The organism is Polaribacter sp. MED152, assembly GCF_000152945.2.
GTDB lineage: Bacteria > Bacteroidota > Bacteroidia > Flavobacteriales > Flavobacteriaceae > Polaribacter.
Genome location: NC_020830.1, coordinates 1,563,543 through 1,584,135 on the forward strand (window position 1 = coordinate 1,563,543; position 20,593 = coordinate 1,584,135).

At 31.6% G+C, this 20,593-nt stretch carries 20 protein-coding genes; 18 read left to right on the forward strand and 2 right to left on the reverse strand.

Translation table 11 applies throughout. From position 1 onward, the window contains the following. The first annotated feature begins 9 nt into the window (after nt 1-9). The gene (locus MED152_RS06895) at nt 10-513 is read left to right on the forward strand and encodes an SRPBCC family protein (protein WP_015481141.1); all 504 of its coding nucleotides are present in this window, start codon (nt 10-12) and stop codon (nt 511-513) included. A gap of 495 nt (nt 514-1,008) precedes the next feature. On the opposite strand, the gene MED152_RS06905 is transcribed toward MED152_RS06895, so the two are convergent. Next, nucleotides 1,009-1,926, reverse strand: a complete 918-nt coding sequence (locus MED152_RS06905) for a hypothetical protein (RefSeq protein WP_015481142.1) — start codon at nt 1,924-1,926, stop codon at nt 1,009-1,011. 100 nt (nt 1,927-2,026) lie between these two features. Then, the gene (locus MED152_RS06910) at nt 2,027-2,623 is read right to left on the reverse strand and encodes a helix-turn-helix domain-containing protein (RefSeq protein ID WP_015481143.1); all 597 of its coding nucleotides are present in this window, start codon (nt 2,621-2,623) and stop codon (nt 2,027-2,029) included. Between the two features lie 184 nt (nt 2,624-2,807). Here MED152_RS06910 and MED152_RS06915 point away from each other — a divergent pair, with 184 nt between their 5' ends. The 17 genes from MED152_RS06915 to MED152_RS06995 all read left to right on the forward strand — a co-directional run bounded on the left by MED152_RS06915 (nt 2,808) and on the right by MED152_RS06995 (nt 20,540). Then, nucleotides 2,808-3,779 carry a hypothetical protein gene (locus MED152_RS06915; protein ID WP_015481144.1) on the forward strand — a complete coding sequence of 324 codons (972 nt, stop codon included), beginning with the start codon at nt 2,808-2,810 and terminating at the stop codon, nt 3,777-3,779. A 70-nt stretch (nt 3,780-3,849) separates the two neighbouring features. Beyond that, entirely contained in the window at nt 3,850-4,209 is a 360-nt protein-coding gene (locus tag MED152_RS06920) for a hypothetical protein (protein WP_041383446.1), read from the forward strand. A gap of 226 nt (nt 4,210-4,435) precedes the next feature. After that, nucleotides 4,436-5,452 (forward strand): DUF481 domain-containing protein, encoded by a 1,017-nt coding sequence (locus tag MED152_RS06925; RefSeq protein WP_015481146.1) that lies wholly within the window; start codon nt 4,436-4,438, stop codon nt 5,450-5,452. Nucleotides 5,453-5,567: 115 nt separating this feature from the next. Beyond that, on the forward strand, nt 5,568-6,554 hold the full coding sequence (locus tag MED152_RS06930; protein WP_015481147.1) for a PliI family lysozyme inhibitor of I-type lysozyme: 987 nt from the start codon (nt 5,568-5,570) through the stop codon (nt 6,552-6,554). A gap of 151 nt (nt 6,555-6,705) precedes the next feature. Next, nucleotides 6,706-7,602 carry a polysaccharide deacetylase family protein gene (locus MED152_RS06935; protein ID WP_015481148.1) on the forward strand — a complete coding sequence of 299 codons (897 nt, stop codon included), beginning with the start codon at nt 6,706-6,708 and terminating at the stop codon, nt 7,600-7,602. Nucleotides 7,603-7,769: 167 nt separating this feature from the next. Then, a complete protein-coding gene (locus MED152_RS06940; RefSeq protein WP_015481149.1) occupies nt 7,770-8,609 on the forward strand; it encodes a LytTR family DNA-binding domain-containing protein in 840 nt (279 codons plus the stop codon). A gap of 257 nt (nt 8,610-8,866) precedes the next feature. Then, nucleotides 8,867-9,253, forward strand: coding sequence for a DinB family protein (locus MED152_RS13400; RefSeq protein ID WP_187288755.1), 387 nt, complete (start codon nt 8,867-8,869; stop codon nt 9,251-9,253). Between the two features lie 221 nt (nt 9,254-9,474). Beyond that, nucleotides 9,475-9,903 carry a GNAT family N-acetyltransferase gene (locus tag MED152_RS06950; protein WP_015481151.1) on the forward strand — a complete coding sequence of 143 codons (429 nt, stop codon included), beginning with the start codon at nt 9,475-9,477 and terminating at the stop codon, nt 9,901-9,903. A gap of 318 nt (nt 9,904-10,221) precedes the next feature. Next, nucleotides 10,222-11,454, forward strand: coding sequence for a carbohydrate porin (locus MED152_RS06955; protein ID WP_015481152.1), 1,233 nt, complete (start codon nt 10,222-10,224; stop codon nt 11,452-11,454). Nucleotides 11,455-11,483: 29 nt separating this feature from the next. After that, the gene (locus MED152_RS06960; RefSeq protein WP_015481153.1) at nt 11,484-13,946 is read left to right on the forward strand and encodes an amidohydrolase family protein; all 2,463 of its coding nucleotides are present in this window, start codon (nt 11,484-11,486) and stop codon (nt 13,944-13,946) included. A gap of 21 nt (nt 13,947-13,967) precedes the next feature. Then, nucleotides 13,968-14,681 (forward strand): hypothetical protein, encoded by a 714-nt coding sequence (locus MED152_RS06965; RefSeq protein ID WP_015481154.1) that lies wholly within the window; start codon nt 13,968-13,970, stop codon nt 14,679-14,681. A gap of 17 nt (nt 14,682-14,698) precedes the next feature. Then, nucleotides 14,699-15,712, forward strand: a complete 1,014-nt coding sequence (locus MED152_RS06970) for an META domain-containing protein (RefSeq protein ID WP_015481155.1) — start codon at nt 14,699-14,701, stop codon at nt 15,710-15,712. 25 nt (nt 15,713-15,737) lie between these two features. Beyond that, complete coding sequence (locus MED152_RS06975; protein ID WP_015481156.1) at nt 15,738-16,160, forward strand: hypothetical protein; 423 nt, start codon at nt 15,738-15,740, stop codon at nt 16,158-16,160. Between the two features lie 25 nt (nt 16,161-16,185). Further along, complete coding sequence (locus MED152_RS06980; protein ID WP_015481157.1) at nt 16,186-16,716, forward strand: DUF4136 domain-containing protein; 531 nt, start codon at nt 16,186-16,188, stop codon at nt 16,714-16,716. A gap of 270 nt (nt 16,717-16,986) precedes the next feature. After that, nucleotides 16,987-17,979 carry a hypothetical protein gene (locus tag MED152_RS06985; protein WP_148284803.1) on the forward strand — a complete coding sequence of 331 codons (993 nt, stop codon included), beginning with the start codon at nt 16,987-16,989 and terminating at the stop codon, nt 17,977-17,979. A 314-nt stretch (nt 17,980-18,293) separates the two neighbouring features. After that, entirely contained in the window at nt 18,294-19,184 is an 891-nt protein-coding gene (locus MED152_RS06990) for an alpha/beta fold hydrolase (protein ID WP_015481159.1), read from the forward strand. 183 nt (nt 19,185-19,367) lie between these two features. Beyond that, nucleotides 19,368-20,540: a Xaa-Pro peptidase family protein gene (locus tag MED152_RS06995; RefSeq protein ID WP_238559169.1), complete on the forward strand. Its 1,173-nt coding sequence runs from the start codon at nt 19,368-19,370 to the stop codon at nt 20,538-20,540. The last annotated feature ends 53 nt before the right edge of the window (nt 20,541-20,593 follow it).

A 20,593-nucleotide genomic window follows, 5' to 3' on the forward strand; every position in this document is an offset into this window, starting at 1 on the left:
TATTTAAAAATGAAAAATTTAATCAAAACAATTACAGTAACCGCACTTTTAATCATTGGTAGTTTAAACGCAACCGCCCAAAATAACAAGGCAGATTTAAGCTACGTATCCACCGTTGAACTTTCCGCAGATAGCGTTTGGGAACAAATTAGAATAATGGATAATATTGATAAATTATCATCTTTCGTGGGAGAAGTAGAATGGACAGGCCCAAAAGGCGTTGGTGGTAGTCGTTTATGTATTGCACCAGATGGACAAGGAAAATTCAGAGAAAATATTGTAGAGTTTGATGATGAGCAAAGAACATACACTTGGCAAATAGTTGAAGGTGTTCCTGCTAAAGTGAAAAATAGCTTTAAAGTGGTAGATTTAGGTTTAAATAAGTCTATGATTGTATGGACGTCGGATTATGATTTTATAGAAAACCCAAATATGACAGAAGAACAGTTTAAAGAATTTATGAAAAGTGCAATTACAGAATTGGTTGAGAATATAGTTAAAATGGCGAGCTAAAAGCCTGTGCCTAAAATAGTATAAAAACAATAGGGCGATTTTCGTTTAACACAAGGTTCATTGCGTGTTTGCGAGGTCGCCCTTTTTTATCTTAAAATATTTTTATCAAAAGCAAAATAGACACCTTACTATTGGGAATGAAACGATTAAAATTAATAATATACTCGGAAAAACCATTCGTTTGAATGAAGTTCAAATAATTGAAAAATATGCAGGAGATTATATTCTGAAAGTTAAAAAGAAGAATCTAAAAATTGACACTACTATTATAGAAGCGAAGTCTCTCTCTGCTTTATCTTCTGAATTAAAAAAACTAAATGTATAATGGGAGTAAAACTTTTTACAACAACATATAATATTAATTGCTTGTTTTCGCCTTCTTACTAAAATCCTCACGGACTTTCTATCTTTGATTTATTTGCTAAATTTAGTACATAAACAAAGTAACTAAGATTATACAAACCCATTTTCTATAATATGATACACTCCTACTCCTTACAGAATTGTAAATGACTCACTTGAACAATCAAGAAATAAAATTTCACTTCTAAATGAATTGTTTCCAATCATTCCTTCCATTCCTGACACAGAGAACAATAGTTTTATGAACCACGGAAAACCCTCTATATAAGTTACATTATGCAATGCTATTTTTTTACCAGCAATGGTCATCTTACTTTCTGTATCTGCAGTAAAAATCTTAAGTTTTCTGCCCATTTGATTCCCTTCACTTTCTTGAATAATGGCATTATTTTTTTTTAATTTTTTAAAATCACTTTTTGAAGTAATTAAATCAAAGGCGCTAGCTCCAGAATCCCACATAACTGTTCTTTTGTTACCATTTATTTCAACATCAATATAAATTCTTCGATTTTCAAAATTGAAAGAATTCATTTCTTTATTTGATAAATAATTTGGAGTTTCAATAAACAGATTCAAAATTGAATTTTTATAATCAACACGTAATTTTGTCCTCTCTAATAAATCAGTTCCTAGTGTACCAATTATAATATTATTTTTTTGCTCAATGTCATTTATATTTTGACCATAATTTGCAACTTTTATAGTTTCAAAATTTGCTTCTAGCTTTCCTATAAACAGTTCAAACTTAGATGTTGGTTGGTTAATATTTAAACTTTTTAGCGTTTTACCATACAAGAAGGAATATGGAGCACCCATATCCAATTGCATCCAATACCGCTCTTTAGATTGGTTTGATAGTTTTACTGGTATTAACAAAGCATTTCTATCACTAAAGTCATTTTTTTCCCAACCTATATTTATTTCACCTGAGTCATTTTTAACAGTTACGGTATTTAAAGGTGGTTTAAATAGGTTTTGTAAATAAAAATAACTTCCAAAAAGAAGCAAACCTAAACTAATAAGAACCGAATAAATAATTGTTTTTCGCATAATATAATTTTTATGCAAATTGAACCCTTAATGGTAAAAGACACAAGGTATTTTCTAGGACACTTTCAGGACATTTTGTGGTATTTCACAAAAAATGTGTTTAAAATACATTGGGTAGCTTTTCTATAAAGCGAAAGTCTTCTTTTGATAACTGCAATGCAATTTTAATTGTAATACTTAAATTTAAAAACCAGAAAAGTAAATACGTAAACAAAATACTTCCAAAGGATGTTATAAACACTATATTTAAACTAACCCTAATAAAAGGAGCCAATATTAAGAACAAAGCTGTAATGATACTCCATATTAATTGAAAACTTACAATCCTACTTCCATATTTTTGAACCAAGTATAAGCGCTTATACTTAGTGAAGTAAAGTATTGGAAAAAAAAGATTTGTCAAAGGAATAACAATCATAACCAAAACTGATAAGTTCATTTTTTTTAATTCATCAATTCCAGTTTCATTCAATTGATCTATTGAATTTAATTGCTTAAAAGAATTGGTTAATATTTCAATATCTATATCAAGAGCATCTGCTATTTTTTGAAGCGTGAATCCTCGTGGATTAGTTAAATCATTTTCTAAACGTTGTATAGTTTTTGCAGATACTCCACTTCTATGTGATAATTCTTCGATTGAATATCCCTTACTTATTCTTTTTGCCTTTATTATTTTCCCAACATTTGAAATCATAACATCAAAAATAATTATTATAAATAAAAAATATTGGCAACGCCGTGTAAAAAAAATTGCTGTAAAAGCTCACTTGCAAAAATCCTCTCGGATTTTCTTTGTCAGTAAATATTTATTAAATTTATGTCTTAAATCATCTAACTAGCATTGTAACAATACGTTATCAAACATAAAAACAAACAAAATGAAAAGAACATTCACAATTTTATTAATAGTGCTTGGACAAACATTTTACATAAATGCACAAAGCACTATTGATATTATAAGAGCTTCAAACTATTACACCAAAGCAGTTGATAATTATGTTAATAATAGTTTTTCGTCATCATTAAGTAACTTAAAAAAATCTGAAGAAAACTTAAAAGGAAAAACAAATAAAGACTTGGAGTATCTTAAAATAATGTCTAATTATAAACTTAAAAACTACAAAGTTTCTTATGATTTATTGGTCAAATATTTTAATGAAGATTATAAAAATAATTCCGTTTATTATAAAAATATCAAAACCTATAGAGAGATATACAAAACCAATTATTCTGAAGAATTGACTAAAATTTTTGTTACACTAGAAGACAAATACAATATTATTAAAAACAATAAAGGCGGTGATAAAATTATAGATAATATTGTATTAAGAATTAAAAATAAAGTTAACAATTACAATAACAGTTTTGAAATATTAGTGTTTAATAAGCTAGATTACTCTAAAAAGGACAGTTATTACATGGACGGTGAAGGTTTTTACAGAAGTCCAAAAATAACTATTAGTAAAAATAGATTTGTTAAAACATTTAGTGGATATGATGTCTATTATAAAACATCTAGTTTTGTTGGACTCAAAAATTTAACAGAATATAAAAACTCATCTCTGAAAATTAATTTCAAAAAGCAAACTTCATTGTCTAAATATTCTTATTCCTTCTTTTATTATGAAAGTAGTAGAAAACCGAAGTTTTATAATTTTCCAGTATTTGAGAAAAAAAATGGTTTATACACGAGGTATAAAAATTTGAATTTATTTAAATCTACTAATTTTGGAGTAAAAAAATCAAGAAAGATAAGTGTGAGCTTTTCTTCTGAAGAGACAACTGTTTTAGAACAAAACGGCATATTAAACAAATTAAGAGACAGACTAAAAAAAGAAAAAATGCTGTAAATTAAAATCAATCATGAAACAATTTCAATTACCACTAAGATTCGCCCTATGCGCGGCATTGTTTACTTTTATGTTCAACGAATTACAAGCCCAAAAGATTGTAAGGTTTAGCCAGTACAAAATCTATAAAAACGATTACGGTTCAACAAAAATTAAAATCCAGCCTCATACTAGAAGCACAAATGTAGGTGAAGACGAATCTAAATATCAGCGTAGTTTTAACGTCTATGGAGTATTAATATGCTATACCCTAGATGGTAAAAGAAAAGCTTTACGTCAAGACATGACTTACAAACTTAAAAACAACGACTATTATGAAGTTACGCTTGCATATAGCGCTAAGTCCGACGTTAGCTCCGTAAATGTCACTTACTTTAATATGGTAGACGACCCAAAAACCAGTTGGCCTAAAAAGGACGATTGTTTTTAAATAATACGTTTGCTACCAATGTATAAGAATAATAGCGGTTTTAATTGCTAAAACAAAAGAAAATAAAATCTGTGTTTATGCGCAAATTAATATGCAAATTCAGCTACTATTCTTATAAGAGACCGAAAGGCTTCCAACTATTTTTTTGATTATATTGTAACCTTTATTTTTTAATTACATGAATAAGTTTTGCGTTTTACTTTTTTTATGTTTTGGCATTCAATGCATGACTTTTGGCCAAAATGATATCTTAAAATTAAAAAACAATGATATCATTGTAGGAGACTTAAAAAATATGGACAGAGGTATTGTAACAATAGAACCTCCCTACTCAGATGTTGACTTTAAAATTAAATGGGAAGAAATTCTAGAAGTCACCACGTTTCAGCGCTATTTAATTACACTAACCAATGGAAGTAGAATTAACGGTAGTTTCAAAAGTGAGGCACCTGGAAAGATATTTATAGACAATGAAGAAGGTGAAGACCTAACCGTTAATCAAGATGACATTGTAAACATTAATAGTGTAGATAGAGGGTTTTTAAGCCGTTTATCAGCAAATATAGATTTTGGTTTTTCACTTACCAAAGCCAATAATCAGAGGCAATTGAATAGTAATTTGAGAATAGACTATTTAGCAGACAGGTGGTCCACAAACCTATATTACAATACCTTAGTTACAAATCAGGATGATGTTGATCGAATACGAAGAATTGATGGAGGCCTTGGCTATAGGTATTTCCTTCCTAAAGATTGGAATCTAGGAGTAGATTTAACCTTTCTTTCCAACACAGAGCAGTCTTTAGATTTAAGGACCTCAGCGAAACTAGGTTTAGGTAAATTTGTAAAAAGAAGTAATGCTTTGTACTGGCTTATTGCAGTTGGTGCAGCATACACTAGTGAAACTCATTCATCAGTTCTAAATTCGAATAACGATTTATCTTCACAGATCCCAGATCGAAATTCTATGGAAGGCTATTTAGGAACATCGTTAAACCTATATGATATTGGCGATATAAATTTGATCGCTAATCTCAATTTATATCCAACTATTATTGCTGATGATTCTGTTGAATCTGGTCGTTTTAGAACCGACTTTAGGTTCGATGCAAAATACGATGATTTCGTTTTAAAAGATTTTTATATAAGGGCTGGCTTTACCTTAAACTACGACAACAGACCTGTTGAAGCTGGTAAAGAAGTAGATTACATTTTTACCACTGGTTTTGGGTGGAGTTGGTAAGAAAACAAAAGTAGTGTAAGACTTTCTAACTGTGATTTATTTGCTAACTTTAGTTCTTAAATCACGTAACTAATCTCACACAAACCCTTTGACTGCAATTAAATTAAAACTAAAAATGAAAGAAATATTCAAACTATCTTATCTAATCGCAATTGTTCTTTTTTTGACGATCAGCTGCAAAGATGAAAGAAAAAAGACAGAAAAAGTTTTAACCCAAGAGGCTACTGAAGAATTTAATGTAATAGGTAATTACGTTTCTGAAGATTATTCAAAAAGAAGCGAAGGGTATGATTGGGTGTCTGTTGCGATTACTGAAGCAAATAATAATCAATTGAATATTTCAATACGCTCTCGAGCAGACAAGAAAAAACCCACTTGTACATTCGATGCAGTTGCTAAAAAAGTAGATGACAAAGTTTACCAAACTCAAATTAATGGGAAATCCATTCTGTTTGAATTTACTAATGCACAAATCAGTATATCTGCAGAAAAAGAAGAACACGAAAGCTTACTTTATTTTTATTGCTCTGGTGGAGCAAGTATTGCTGGAACTTACCAGAAAATAAATGAACAAATGGATCAAAATCAAATTGACAAAACAAAATTCAATAGCGTACTTAATTTACAAGACGTTGGCTTTAGTGTTTCTTCAATAGAAAAAGATGGCAAAAACACCCTCACAATTTCCACATTTGGCTTACAAGAAAGTGAATACAACCAAACATTTATTATTGACGGTAAAGAAGTTACCAACGCAGAAGTTGAAGACCTTAATTCTGATGGCTCACCAGAACTTTTTGTTTTTACCCGATCTGTTGGAAGTGGAAGTTACGGAAAGGTATACGCATTTTCCGTTAACAATAAGAAATCAATGAGTGAGATCTATTTTCAGCCAACATCAGAAAACAGCGTGATAAATAAAGGTTATATGGGCCATGATGAATTTTCTCTCGTTGAAAATACTTTAGGTCAACGATTTCCAATCTATAAAGAAGGTGATACAAACGCTGCACCAACTGGAGGAACAAGACAAGTTTCTTACAAACTAGTTGATGGAGAAGCCATGAGAAAACTTAAAGTTGATAAAATCACCGAATATTAAAAACTACCGCCAACAATGGCTAAAAGTAATTACTAGTTCTAGCCTTCTTACAAAAGTCTTGGCAGAATTTCTATCTATGATTTATTTGCTAAATTTAATTCCTAAATAAGGCAACTTTCTTTATCACAATTACACAGCTAAAACGTTAAAAATGACACGTAACTTCATAGTAATTTTCGCATGTATTGCTCTTTTGGTTTCATGCAAAGAAAAACCAAGTTTTTCTGAGTTCACGTATCCTAATGGAAAAACAAAGGCATTAATATTGAGTTATGATGATGGAACTATTCAAGATATAGAACTCGCTAATTTGTTTGATAAATACAATCTTGTTGGAACATTCAATTTAAATTCAAAATACTTAGGAGTAACGAGAGGATGGCCACAAGAAAATGGCGATACTATTTATCAACGCTATGTTCCAAAAGATTCTTTACTCATTATTTATAAAAACCATGAAATTGCAGCACACGGAGCATTACATAAAAATTTTACCGCAATTTCAAAAGAAGAAGTTCTTGAAGAAATTAATACAGATTTAGCTATTTTAGAAAAGCTTACCAATAGAAAAATTATCAGTATGGCCTATCCATTTGGTAGCACAAATGATAGCATTGCCAATTTAATAGCTTCTACTGGAATTAAAAACGGAAGAACTGTAAATGATACGTACACATTTAATTTTCCAAAAAACTACATGACATGGCATCCAACTTGTCATGATAGTAAGGCGCTCGATTATCTCGATTCTTATTTGGCATTAAATCAGCAACAATTATCTGTATTTTATGTGTGGGGGCACTCATGGGAATTCGGAGATAGGAAAAGATGGGACAACATGGTTACTTTTTGCGAGAAAATTGCAAAATCTAAGGATATCTGGTCTGTAGGCCATGGAGAACTTACCAATTATTTACTAGCAATACAAGATGTTGAAATAGCCAATAATCAAATTCTAAATCCTATAGGTAATCAACCTGTATGGATAAAACTTTCGAACGGCATTCAAAAGCTCAATGCAGGAGAATCTATTAAAATTAAACAATAACTCACAAGTTAGATAACAAACTACTTATTTCAAGCTACTTATAAAAGTCTTTTCCGGCTTTTCATTCGATTTTTATTTATTAAATTAGGTGATTGAAACTCGTAACCAAGCGTAAATAGAAAGGTTAGCCCTAAACTAAAAATCAAATTAAAATATCGTAATTTCTTATGCAGTGGCTGAACTCACCCTATCCTTTATTGCAAAATGCTAAATATAAGTGGTTATTTGCCTTATGCTCTGGCATTTTTGTATTTACATTTTTAATTGTTTTTGAACCTTATGGCTCAAGCCGTTTAACAATTGATAAATATTTGTTCTTAGCTGGTTTCGGAGTTGCTGTCTTTTTAGGGGTTTGTGTAACCTATTTTATCCTACCCAAATTATTGCCATGGTTCTTTCGTTCAGAAAGATGGACCATAGGAAGAGAAATACTGTTACAATCCTCTTGTATCTTAATCATAAGTGCTTTTAACGCACTGCATAATTTCTTTTGGTGGGATGATTTAATTCTATTTAACACCTTTCTTAATTTTTTAAAAATAACAATTTCTATAGGGATTTTTCCAATTATAGGTTTAATCTTTTTTACTGAGCGTGCGCTTTCTAAACGTAATGTCGAAAAAGCACAATTACTTTCTAATCAACTAACTCCGTCAACTGTAGAAAAAACGTCTGCCGTAAAAATACAAGAAGAAAGTGTAAAAGCACCGCCAATTGTAATGCCTATAACCGAGTTTCTATATGCCCAATCAGAGGGGAATTATGTAACAATATTTCATTTAAAAGATGATGAACTTAGGCATAAACTCATTCGATTATCTTTAAAACAGCTTGAAATACAATTGGGAGATTTTTCTCAAATAAAACGTTGCCATCGTTCCTACCTCATCAATAGGCAGCATATAAAATCTGTTGATGGCAATGCAAGGTCACTTACCATACAACTAGATCATATTGCTACGAATATTCCAGTTTCTAGGGCTTTTTCAAAAGCAGACTTTCACTAGCTTTCCCATTCATCACAAAAGCGACACAGCCATACCAATTCTTTCTAGCACACCGCTTATAAGCCTATTTTTGAAGCGTAAAATTTAAAAACAAACTCATGAAAAATCGTATTCACATCATTTTAATCTTAATAGTAGGTACCTTATTATTAAGCAGCGCTGCAAGTTTAAAATCAGACGAAAGAAATTCTACGCTCACATTAAAACTTAATGAAGTAGCATCCTACAGTAATGTTCGAGATACAATAAATGGAAAAGTGTCAGAAGCTTCTGTTGCTTGGCATATGGACCACATTTATTTAATGGTAAATCAGTTACATAAAGCCCTAAAGTATTCTGATGAAACTAATTATATAGCGGAATCGAGTACAACACGTGACTATGTCTTTAATTCTAATACGCTGCCTAGAGGAAGAGTTACTGCTCCAGAAATTGTAAGTCCACCAAAAAATGTAACTATCAATACGTTACAGATGCATTATGATGAAGCCCTTGCTACAGCCGAAAAAATGCCTTTACTTGCAGAAAATAAGCACTTTAAACATCCTATTCTGGGCACTATGAATAGAGACGAAACTATTCAATTTCTTAATATTCATACCGAACATCATTTAAAAATTATCCGTGATATTTTAGAGAAGTAATAACATCGTGCAGCATGAATTTACAATCTGAACCAATTGCATTTATTAAGAAAACCATAGAGTAGAAATCACTAGTACTATCAAATATACCTAATGGATAGTTCTCTACTATTTCCCAAAATACGCACTGGTTTTCTTAATCTGTAAATATTTAGTAAATTGTTTACTTAAACTAGGCAATTAAACGTGCAGAAATATGCTACAGGTAATTTAAGATTGATATGAAAATTGACCTTCTAAAAAAAGCTGACATAAATCCATCGATACAAAATCAAATATCAGATTTGTTTAAACAACTAGGTGGAAACAAAAAACAAGTTCCCTTGAATGAATTGCTTGATGCGAATAACCCTATCACAATTTCCTATTGTAGTACAGACAACAAAATAATAGGCATTGCTCTAATGTGTACCTACAAAGTAATATCAGGAAAAAAAGGGTGGATTGAGGACGTTGTTGTAGATTCAACACATAGAGGCAAAGGCATTGGAAGAAAAATGATGAATAAATTACTTGAAGTCGGAAAAGAAAAAGGGCTATCAGAAATACTTCTTTTCACAGAAGACCATCGAAAACCTGCCATAAAACTTTATTCCGACTTGGGTTTCAGCTTCAAAAACAGTAAGATTTACACTAAAAAATCATCATAAAACTGAGCAACAACATAAAGTTTATGACTCACTTTTGTACTTAAACATACCCATTCATCCAAAGTATTGGTTATCAATCTTATCTCTAATTCAATATTGATTTCATAATTATCTTAAAATTTTTTTAATCTGTGTAATTTTTTTTACTACTTTAGAAATCTGAATTTATAACTAAATATATATCAGAAGATTAAAATCAACTAAAACCGAATTTAGACTAGGAATTATACGCTGGTTCATATCTCTAAAAGAAAGTTCAAAAATTTATGAACTATCAACAACAGCAATTCTTATTCTAATAATCTTTATGATTAGATAATGAATAGAAAATGTCTTTTTGGATTGGTCATTTTTATAGTAACCACCATCAGTCTCAATGCACAAAAATCAGAAAAAGATACATCAGGTAACAACTTCAAAGGCTTTAGAGACAAAATGTCTAGTAATGGAATATCATTCCAACCTAGATTAACCCTGTTTCAGCAAAATTTTGTTAAAGGTACTAACTCAAATAATTCGGTATTTGCTGGTAAAGCAGATTTAAAAATATTTTTTAATGGTGCTAAAATTGGCCTAAAACGCTTAACACTAGTAACGCAATTAGAACAAAACTTTGGACAATCTTTGAATGGTTCTGGTGGTGTGGCCATACCTTTAAATACGGCAACTACTTTTCCTGGAATTAGTGGCGCTAATGCATTTGATGTTACAAGTTTGTATTTTATATATCAATTTGGTCAAAAAAATACATTGCTTTTTGGTAAAATTAACGTAATCGACTTAGCTGCATCTTCTCTTTATTCAGGAGGAGCAGGCATAACATCTTTTTGGAACATGAATTTTGCAGCGCCTGTATCTGGTATAACACCAGCCTATATTTTTGGAACGGTAGCTTCTATTCACACCAAAGCATTCAAATATACTTTTATGGTATATGATCCTGTAAGTGCTGTAAATACATCAGGTTTAGAAAATCCTTTTTCTCAAGGCATTACTTTTTCTGCAGCTATTGAGAAAAAAGTTCAAATTGGTGGCTTGCCAGGATCGCATGCTTTAAAAGCATCTTACAGTACACAAGATGGGACTGACCTCTATGATTTAGGTGATATTTTTTTTCCAACTCCTGGCAGCACCGCAAACTTAGAAGACAGTCGCTATTATTTCAGCTATAGATTTACGCAACAATTAGGCAAAATTTCCAATTCAGATAAAGGTTGGGGTTTATTCGGTCAAATAGGTGTTTCAGACGGAAATCCTAATCCTGTCGATTTTGGTGCCCTAATGGGTATAGGAGGTAACAGTTTTTTTAAATCTCGCTCTGAAGATAAATGGGGCTTAGGTATTTATTATTATTCCTTTAGTAAGCCAGTCGATGAATTTTCGGAAGCAAACGGCATACCGTTAAGAAATGAAACTGGTATTGAAATGTTCTACGAATTTCAAATCAATAAATGGCTTTCTCTAGGTGGAAATACACAATATATTGTTCCTTTAGTAAAAAATAATGAAAACGCGATATTCCTTGGTTTAAGAAGTAGTATAGCATTATAACTCAATTTGTATAAATAAAAGATGAAAAAATGAAAAAACAAATAATAACCCTAGGTCTTCTGCTAGTAGCACTTTTTATTGGTTGTGATAGTAAGAAAAACAACTCTGTTACCAATAATAATACTGCAACTATTTATCACAATGGAGATATCATTACCATGGATGGTGAAAAACCAGTTTATGTGGATGCTTTGGTAGAAAATGAAGGTAAAATTGCTTTTATTGGCAGTTATGAAGACGCTTTGGAAAACTATGGAAGTGATACTCAAAAAATTAACTTGAATGGTAAAACGCTTTTACCTGGGTTTATTGATGGTCATGGGCATATTTATAATACAGGTATGCTAGGTATGGCAGCCAATATATTACCTGCACCAGATGGCCCTGGTACTGATTTTGATAGCCTTGTTGAGGCCGTGAAAGAATGGACCGAAACAGAAAACGGAAAGTTTATGACTACTAAAATTGGTTGGATCATGGGTAATGGCTATGATGACTCCCAACTAAAAGAAAAAACGCATCCTACTAGAGAAGTATTAGACAAGATTTCAACTACAGAGCCTGTCATAGTTATCCATCAATCAGGGCATATTGCTTGTGTAAATACCAAAGCACTAGAGGTTATAGGTTACACCAAAGATTCAAAAGAAATAGAAGGCGGAGTTATTCGAAGAGATAAAAACGGAATGCCTAATGGTGTTTTAGAGGAAGCCGCATTTTTTAATGCACTTCTTCCAATTATTGCAGCGAATTCAGATCAAGAATTGCAATTAAAATCTGTTGAAAAAGGCCAAGAGGCTTATGCCAAATACGGCTATACCACTGCTCAAGATGGTAGAAGTACTCCAGATGTTACAGCAGCATTTAAAGAGGCTGTAGCTCAAAACAAATTTTTTATAGATGTTGTTGCCTACCCAGATATTATTTGGAACAAGGAAGCAGTTACACCAGAATTTTACAAGGAAGACAGAAGCTACACCAATCATTATCGTATTGGAGGTGTAAAACTTACCTTAGATGGTTCACCACAAGGTAAAACAGCTTGGCTTTCTAAATGCTACCATGTAAATCCAGAAGGTCAAGAAGGATGCTATACAGGTTATCCAATAATGCCAGATGAAAAAGCCATAGAATATGTAACAACTGCCTTTGAAAACAAATGGCAAATTATGGCTCATACAAACGGAGATGCAGCCATCGATCAATTTATCAAAGCCATAGATGCAGCCATTAAGACAAACGGTTACGAAGATCATAGAAGTGTTATGATACATGGACAAACACTTCAAAAAGAACAAATACCAGAATTGACTCGTTTAGATATATATCCTTCGCTCTTTCCTATGCATACCTTTTATTGGGGAGATTGGCATAGAGAATCTGTTTTAGGAGAAGAACGAGCTGCCTATATTTCACCAACTCGAGATGTAGTAGATGCAGGAATGACCATTACATCTCATCATGATGCACCAGTAACATTCCCAAATTCATTGCGCGTTTTAGATGCTACCGTAAACCGAGTTACACGTAGTGGATTTATACTAGGTCCAGATCAAAGATTAACTGCTTACGAAGGACTAAAAACATTAACAGAGTGGGCTGCCATTCAACATTTTGAGGAAGATTATAAGGGAACCTTAGCCGTTGGAAAATTAGCAGATTTCGTGATATTGGATAAAAATCCTTTAAAAGTAGATCCACTCACCATCAATACAATTCAAGTTCTAGAAACAATCAAAGAAGGAAAAATGGTATATCAAAAAGAAAACATGTCTGGAAACTGGAATCAGACTGCTATTGAAGATGATGTGCAAGAAGCATTAAATTTTGCCATTCAACAAATTAATCCCAATGCAAAATTAAAAGAGATTATAAGTGCAAAAAAGCAGGTAGTTAAAGGCTTGAACTACGATTTTAGGTTTACTTTAGATAATGGCGAGACCTGGAACGCTTTAGTTTATAGAGACCTTGATAGCAATTTAAAGCTAAATAAAAAAAGTAAAATCGCCCTTGCTGGAGGATGGTCTGATGTTAGTATCGAAAATGATGTGCAAGAAGCATTAAATTTTGCCATCCAAGAAATTAATACTAACGCCAGTCTAAAAAAGGTTATTAGTGCCAAAAAGCAAGTGGTTAAAGGTTTGAATTACGACCTTAAATTCATGCTAAACAATGGAGAAATTTGGTCGGTACTTGTTTACAGAGATCTTGATGGAAATTTAAGCATCACAGAAAAAGCAAAAACAACTATGCCTGGAGGATGGTCTGATACAGAAATTACAGACGATGTAAAAGCAGCTACAAATTACGTACTTTCTAAAATGAACAATGCTTCTGCTCTTAAAGAAATAGTATCAGCTAAAAGCCAAGTGGTAAAAGGCATCAATTATAAAGTAACTTTTAGCCTGGAAAACAACACGGTTTGGACGGCTACTGTAAATCGTGATCTTGATGGAAAATATGCAATTATTCAAGAAGCAAAAAAGCAATAAAATAATTAAAACATACAACCAATGCTTAAGAAAATAATACTATTCGTATGTTTAATAGGTGCTTCTGTCTCATTTGCTCAGACAGAAGATACTGTAGAAATTGATCCATCAAAACCTACCAACTTATATACACAAATTAATACGTTAGGTGAGTTAAATGCTTACGATGGGTTTAACACCTATGGTACAAGAATCAATTTTCAATATGCGTTCAATCCCGATAATCTTGTTTTGGCTGAAGTTCCGTTATTGTATAATGATGCTACCAGCAAATTTGGTCTTTCAGACATTAGAGTAAGGTATTTTAGGGCAGTTAAAAGAAATATTTCAAAATCAATTATCGCTATTGCACCTTTTGCAGATATAACGATACCCACAGGTTCAGCACAAAATGGTCTTGGTTCTGATACTTGGTCTATAGCTGCAGGTGCTGTAGTTGGAATTGTATTAAATGAAAAACTTTCTCTTTTTCCAGGGGCTAACTACGTGTATTTGACAGCGTCTAAAGAAAGTGGATTGGGCTTACAAACCAATATGAGTTTAAAATTTAACAAACGAACATTTATGTTTGTAAATCCTATGGTTACTTTTTTTGATTTTGAAACCGTTTGGCAAGGTGAATTAAACTTAAATTATATTGTTACACCTAGCAAATTTAAAGTCAATTTAGGTTGGGTTCCAAATTTTACTTATGACATAAATACCATAAGGATTGGTGCTACATTTTTTATATAATTAGATAAATTTTTAAAATGCTAAAAATTAAACTTTTATCAATCGTATTAATTCTATTCATTAATTGCCAATCAAATACTAAAGAGACCATACTTTGGGTAAATAGTAACAAAGTGAGTTGTGGCACTGAAAACGACAAATGTCTACAGATTCAAAAAGGTGAAAATTTTCAAAATGGTGAATGGGAAAATTTTAAATCAAAAATTACAGGTTTTGATTATCAAGAGGGATTCATCTATAAATTAAGAGTCAAGGAAACGCCAGTAGAAAATTCATCATCAGAGGCATCTAAAAAAAAATATACTTTAGTTGAAACTATTTTGAAAAAGGAAGATCAAAAATTAAAGTTAAATGGAAACTGGGAAGCATTTAAAATTAATGGTTCTATTATAAAACAGCGACGTATAGTTGGTGCAGGAGGTATTCCTCAATTGCACATCGATATTGAACAAATGAAAATTAGAGGTAATGATAATTGCAATAATTTTAGAGGTACAATAAAAAAACTCAATGAAACTGAAATTGAATGGGGCCCTATGGCCACTACCCTAAAAATGTGCGCTGACATGTCTATACCAAAAAGGTTTAACCCTGCAATGGAAGCTGTAAAAAAATATAAATTTAAAGGTGATAACCTGATTTTAACAGATGAAAATGGCAATGAATTATTCGAGTTCATAAGGCTTGCTGATACAAAAATGCGGTTAAATGATCTTTGGGCTTTAGAAGCGATAGAGGGTAAATCTATTTTGGATACAAAAGCGCCAACTATTGAAATTCAAAGTAAAAAAATGCGTTTGATGGGGAATGATGGTTGTAATAATTTTTCAGGAGAAATTACAACTTTAACTAACACTGAATTTACTGTAGGAAGATTACGATCAACTAAAAAAATGTGTGAAGATATGACGCTTTCCAACAGATTTAACCATCTCCTAAATAGCGTTAGAAGTTATAGATTATCAGAACTAAAACTCTCATTAATTGATGAGTTAGGCAATGTCGTTTTAGTATTCAAAAAAATAGATTAAGCATCTATATAAATTCAACATAAATATGAAAAAAACAACCATTTTAATTGCAACCTTCATTCTTTTAGTTTCTAGTTATTCTTTTGGACAAGATGAAGATAATGGATGGGTATTACTCTCTACAAAAAAGGTTTCATATAAAGCAGAAACTGATAAAGTAAATATGCTTACAAAGGTTAAAAATTTATCGAAAATTAAACTAAAATGTACGCAAGGAACTTTTAAACTAAAACAAATCCGAGTGGAAATGTCAGATGGTACCAAAAAAGAATTTAAACCCAAAGGATTAGGAGTACTTACTAAAGGTACATCTTCATTTACTTATGATCTTCCAGGTGACGATCTAAAGTTAAAAGCATTGGAAATAGATTATGGTTCTTATGGAAGCATGCTAATTACCAAGCGAGGGATAGTGGAAATTTGGGGTAAGAAACGCAATGAAAAATAAAACTCATTTAATTAATTAAAAAATTATGGCTAAAACAAAACTTGTTATTTTAAGTTTAATTATCATTTTAGTGTCTTCTTGCGGTTCCGTAAAAACAGCTTCAGACTTCGATAGCAGTGTTGATTTTACAAAATTTAAAACATTTGGTTTTGCAAAAGAATCCAACAATTTAAAAATTAATGATATAGTAAAAGGTCGGATAACTAAAGCTATATCTCAAAATCTAGAAAATAAAGGACTTATTGCATCTTTAAATCCAGATATACTTATTGACTTAAATGTACAAACCAAAGAGAAAAAGAACTACATAACCAATCAAATTGGTATTAGTGGCTCTATTGGAAGACGTTGGAGAATTGGATCAAATATGAGTACATCCAATACACAGCAAATAAATCAAACAGAAGGTACACTTACTATTAATTTAGTGGATGCTGCTCAGAAACAATTAATTTGGATGGGTTCTGCTACAAGTATTGTCAATCAAAAAAGTACAAACCAAGAGAATTTGACAAAAACGATTAATGAAATACTGATCAATTTTCCGCCTAAATAAAAATGCATTTCATTGTAGTAGAAAAAAGATTCGAAATTTCGTTTATAAACCCTATATAGCAAAACACCTAGCAAAACATAATTTTTATAAAGTTCAGTTTAAAAATAATAAACCATGTTTAAAAAAAGTTTTTTCTTATATCTAATACTTTTTATTATAGTCTTATCTATAAGTTCATGCTCTTTAATTAAAATTGAAAGTGACCAAAAGCCTCTAGGTACAAAAGAACTGAATACAAGGCTATTAACACAGAACTTCGCAAAAGAAGCTATGGATCGTGTAGAAATGGCTGCCGACAGTATTTATAGTTTAGCCACCAATGAGAAAAACATACAGCTAAATACATTACAATGGAAAATTCAAACTTCTCAGGAGTTAGGTAAATTTAGCTTTCAAACAGAACCACGAATTGCATTAATGGATACTTGGGCCTATTTTTTAGAAGTCAAAAATTCATTGGAAAACCCAAAATTGTTAAAGCTATTTGGAACTTATAAAAATGTAGCGCTTGATGCTGTAAATACAAATATAGAAGGTATTCAAAAAGTTGCTACTAATGTACTTACAAAAGATGAGTATCATAAAATCAAGAGTTTTGTAGAAGATTACGCTAATAATTTTTCACTATTATCCCAGGAAGAATTCAAACATAAGTCTATTAGACAATCCTATTTAGAATTCAAAAATATACCTGATAGTCTTGCCATTCAAACTGTGGGTACATTATCTGAAGTAGTAGCTGATGCTACTAATCGCTTTGGGTATTATTCAGAGGCTTCTGGAAAACGCATCAACTGGAAAACAAAAATGCTTTTACGAGAAAAAGGATTAGATTCATTAAATCTCGAGGCTAAAATGGCAGAAATAGATAGGCAGTTTAATCGATTACTTGAGGTTGCCGAAAACTCTCCTGAAACCATAGAACAAGCTATCAAAGAATTTAGAGAAAATATGGGCCCTCTTGTCAGCAGTCTTAATTATGAAATAGGATCGGCTATGGAGAGCTTTTCGTCGGATGTTCTGTTAGTTGATGGTATGATTCGTAGGGAAAGAGTTGCTTTAGATTCTATCATAAAACGAGAGCGCCTGGCCTTAACAGCTAAAGCAGATTCTTTAGTAGAAACTGGTATTGAAAGTGCCTTTGATAGCATTGGCAAAACCTTAAGAAATTTAATAATATACTTCATATTGCTTTTTGTTGTTGTATTAGGGCTACCTTTTTACTTGGGTTATTTTATAGGTAAACGAAAATCAAAATCTTAATGTATTCTGAGCATACGTTCCTATTATTTTATAGCGACATCGCTTTTTGATTCATAGATGAATCACCCATTTCTTAATGTCTGTTTTTCAAACCCATAATATTTGATTGTTTATTTATGGTTTAAATGAAACCTCAAGGAAGGGTAGATAACAAATTCATCAAGAAAAAAAACAGAATAAACTACTGGCAATTCAGAATATACTGAATGGGTAGTTCTCGGTTACCTACAAAAGTACTGCCCAACCTTCTATCTGCGATTTATTTGCTAACTTTAGTAATTAAATGCACAACCAACCTTTCACAAAGAAGTTGTATGACATCTAAAAAAAGAATGACAGGAAACTTTGTAGATAACTTGAGATATTATTTCAAGCATAATAATACCAATTTGAAAAGCAATTATTCTTACATTTCAACTGATTTTGGAAAAGTAAGGGTTTTTGATACAAAAGGTAAAAAGCCTGTAATAATTTCGGTACCTGATGGACCAAATGTCATTGAACATCATGAAAACTTGATTTCGGAACTTTCAAGAGACTTTAGAATTGTTTGCTTTGAGTTTTTTGGAATTGGAAAATCATACCCTAATTCAAAATTTAATTATTCGTTAAATAAGGCATCTAGCTTAATAATAAACATAATGGACATTTTAAGAATTGACAGAGCAATTCTTTGTTTTTCTTGTTCCAATGGTTTGTATGCTATAAAAACTGCGGAACTATTTCCCAATCGAATTGTACATTTATTCTTGTCACAAACACCATCAATGAACGCAATGGTAAAATGGACTGATATGAACATTCCAAAAATATTGCGATATCCCGTAATCGGACAAATAGTAAATTCAGTTACAGAAAAAAAACTAACGAAAATATGGTACAAACAAGCCTTGCCTAAGGAGACTGATAAAACTAATTATGTAAAAACTGCAATATCATCATTAGAAAATGGCGGTTGTTTTTGTCTCTCTGGGCTAGTGCAAGGCCTCGAAAAGGAAAAGAAAACAAAAATGAACGTCTTGGAAGTACCTTCAACAATAATTTGGGGAACAAAAGATTATACGCATAGAAAAACAGATAATAAATCAATTATCGAACACTTACCGAACTGCGAAATAATCGAATTCGAAAATTGCGGACATTTTCCTGAACTAGAAGATTCAAAAAGATATGTAAAGCTAATAAATGAAAAGCTAAAACGATAAGAAACACCTAGTATAACAACGTGTATAATTCATCCTACTTCCCTCCTACTTAAAACTCCTGACCGACTTTCTATCTGTTATTTATTTGCTAACTTAGTACTTGAACATACGACTAACCTTTCAAAAATTCGTTAGCGATAATTGAAGCAACGTACTAAAAACTAAAATTTGAGCATACCTAAATTGGAATACAAACAGAGAATAAACGCGGTTAAAGAAAGGATAAAAAAGGAAAACCTTGACACCTTAATCATTTCAGAAGAAGAAGATATTTATTATTTAACGGGTTTAACTTACAAAAGCCTTGAACGGTTATTTTTACTGATAATTACAGAAAGCACAGTCAGTTTTATTGTACCGAAAATGGAACTTGCGCATTTAAAAAAGGTCGATCATGTAGATACCATAAAAAGTTATTGGGAATATCCTGCTCAAAAACCAGAACGTTGGAAAGATGTACTTCTTGACACCCTAAAAAACAGTACACTTATTGGTATTGGCGCTAAAACACCTTTCGAAATTTCCGCTTTTTTACATTCGGTTCAGCTTAATGTTGTAGAAAATGCAATACTAGAAGAACAACGTTGGGTAAAAAGTAAAACTGAAATTGAGCTCATTAAACAAGCATCTAAATACTGTGATCTTAGTATTCAAAATTTAAATAAAAATGCCTATTTCGGAATGTCTGAACTTGAAGTTTTTTCAATAGGACGTGCTATTCAACAAAAAGTAATTAAAGAAACAGCATTTGACTATTTAGCCACAAATATCTTAGTTGCAGCCTGGCCTAGTAGAATTTCTTATCAGCCTCATGGAATACCAAAAGTATCTGATGTATTAGTAGAAGGTTCACATATTAGCCTAGCTTTTTTAAGAGTAAATGGTTATTCAGCAGAATTAGAAAGAACATTTTTTACCAGTAAACCAACCAAAGAACAAGAAGAGGCATTTGAATTAATGATGGAAGCTAGAAGAAGAAGTTATGCTGTATTAAAGGCTGGTGTTATTGCAGAAGATGTAGATTTAGCAGCCAAACAATTTTTAATTGACCAAGGATTAAAAGAAAACTTAATGCATAGAACAGGGCATGGTATAGGTTTAGGAAATCATGAAGGTCCTTATTTGGCAGAAGGAGACAAAACAGTGCTAAAAGAGAATATGGTGGTTAGTATTGAACCCGGAATTTATATTGAAGGCGTTGGTGGTTTTAGGCACTCAGACACGGTATTAATAACTAAAAATGGTTATGAAATACTAACCAACTGTCCTGATGATATAAAAAGTTTAACTTTTACAAACCAAAAACCACTTCAAAAATTAAAAGGCACTATTATCAAGAAAATGTATCGGATATAAGTAATGATTTACACCGTATACAATTCCCGTAATTGCAATTACAAATACAAGCA

Bases quoted from the DNA above. Each gene is read 5' to 3' on its own strand.
- MED152_RS06895 (WP_015481141.1), top strand. From the start codon at position 10: ATGAAAAATTTAATCAAAACAATTACAGTAACCGCACTTTTAATCATT.
- MED152_RS06905 (WP_015481142.1), bottom strand. From the start codon at position 1,926: ATGCGAAAAACAATTATTTATTCGGTTCTTATTAGTTTAGGTTTGCTT.
- MED152_RS06910 (WP_015481143.1), bottom strand. From the start codon at position 2,623: ATGATTTCAAATGTTGGGAAAATAATAAAGGCAAAAAGAATAAGTAAG.
- MED152_RS06915 (WP_015481144.1), top strand. From the start codon at position 2,808: ATGAAAAGAACATTCACAATTTTATTAATAGTGCTTGGACAAACATTT.
- MED152_RS06920 (WP_041383446.1), top strand. From the start codon at position 3,850: ATGTTCAACGAATTACAAGCCCAAAAGATTGTAAGGTTTAGCCAGTAC.
- MED152_RS06925 (WP_015481146.1), top strand. From the start codon at position 4,436: ATGACTTTTGGCCAAAATGATATCTTAAAATTAAAAAACAATGATATC.
- MED152_RS06930 (WP_015481147.1), top strand. From the start codon at position 5,568: ATGAAAGAAATATTCAAACTATCTTATCTAATCGCAATTGTTCTTTTT.
- MED152_RS06935 (WP_015481148.1), top strand. From the start codon at position 6,706: ATGACACGTAACTTCATAGTAATTTTCGCATGTATTGCTCTTTTGGTT.
- MED152_RS06940 (WP_015481149.1), top strand. From the start codon at position 7,770: ATGCAGTGGCTGAACTCACCCTATCCTTTATTGCAAAATGCTAAATAT.
- MED152_RS06950 (WP_015481151.1), top strand. From the start codon at position 9,475: ATGAAAATTGACCTTCTAAAAAAAGCTGACATAAATCCATCGATACAA.
- MED152_RS06955 (WP_015481152.1), top strand. From the start codon at position 10,222: ATGAATAGAAAATGTCTTTTTGGATTGGTCATTTTTATAGTAACCACC.
- MED152_RS06960 (WP_015481153.1), top strand. From the start codon at position 11,484: ATGAAAAAACAAATAATAACCCTAGGTCTTCTGCTAGTAGCACTTTTT.
- MED152_RS06965 (WP_015481154.1), top strand. From the start codon at position 13,968: ATGCTTAAGAAAATAATACTATTCGTATGTTTAATAGGTGCTTCTGTC.
- MED152_RS06970 (WP_015481155.1), top strand. From the start codon at position 14,699: ATGCTAAAAATTAAACTTTTATCAATCGTATTAATTCTATTCATTAAT.
- MED152_RS06975 (WP_015481156.1), top strand. From the start codon at position 15,738: ATGAAAAAAACAACCATTTTAATTGCAACCTTCATTCTTTTAGTTTCT.
- MED152_RS06980 (WP_015481157.1), top strand. From the start codon at position 16,186: ATGGCTAAAACAAAACTTGTTATTTTAAGTTTAATTATCATTTTAGTG.
- MED152_RS06985 (WP_148284803.1), top strand. From the start codon at position 16,987: ATGGATCGTGTAGAAATGGCTGCCGACAGTATTTATAGTTTAGCCACC.
- MED152_RS06990 (WP_015481159.1), top strand. From the start codon at position 18,294: ATGACATCTAAAAAAAGAATGACAGGAAACTTTGTAGATAACTTGAGA.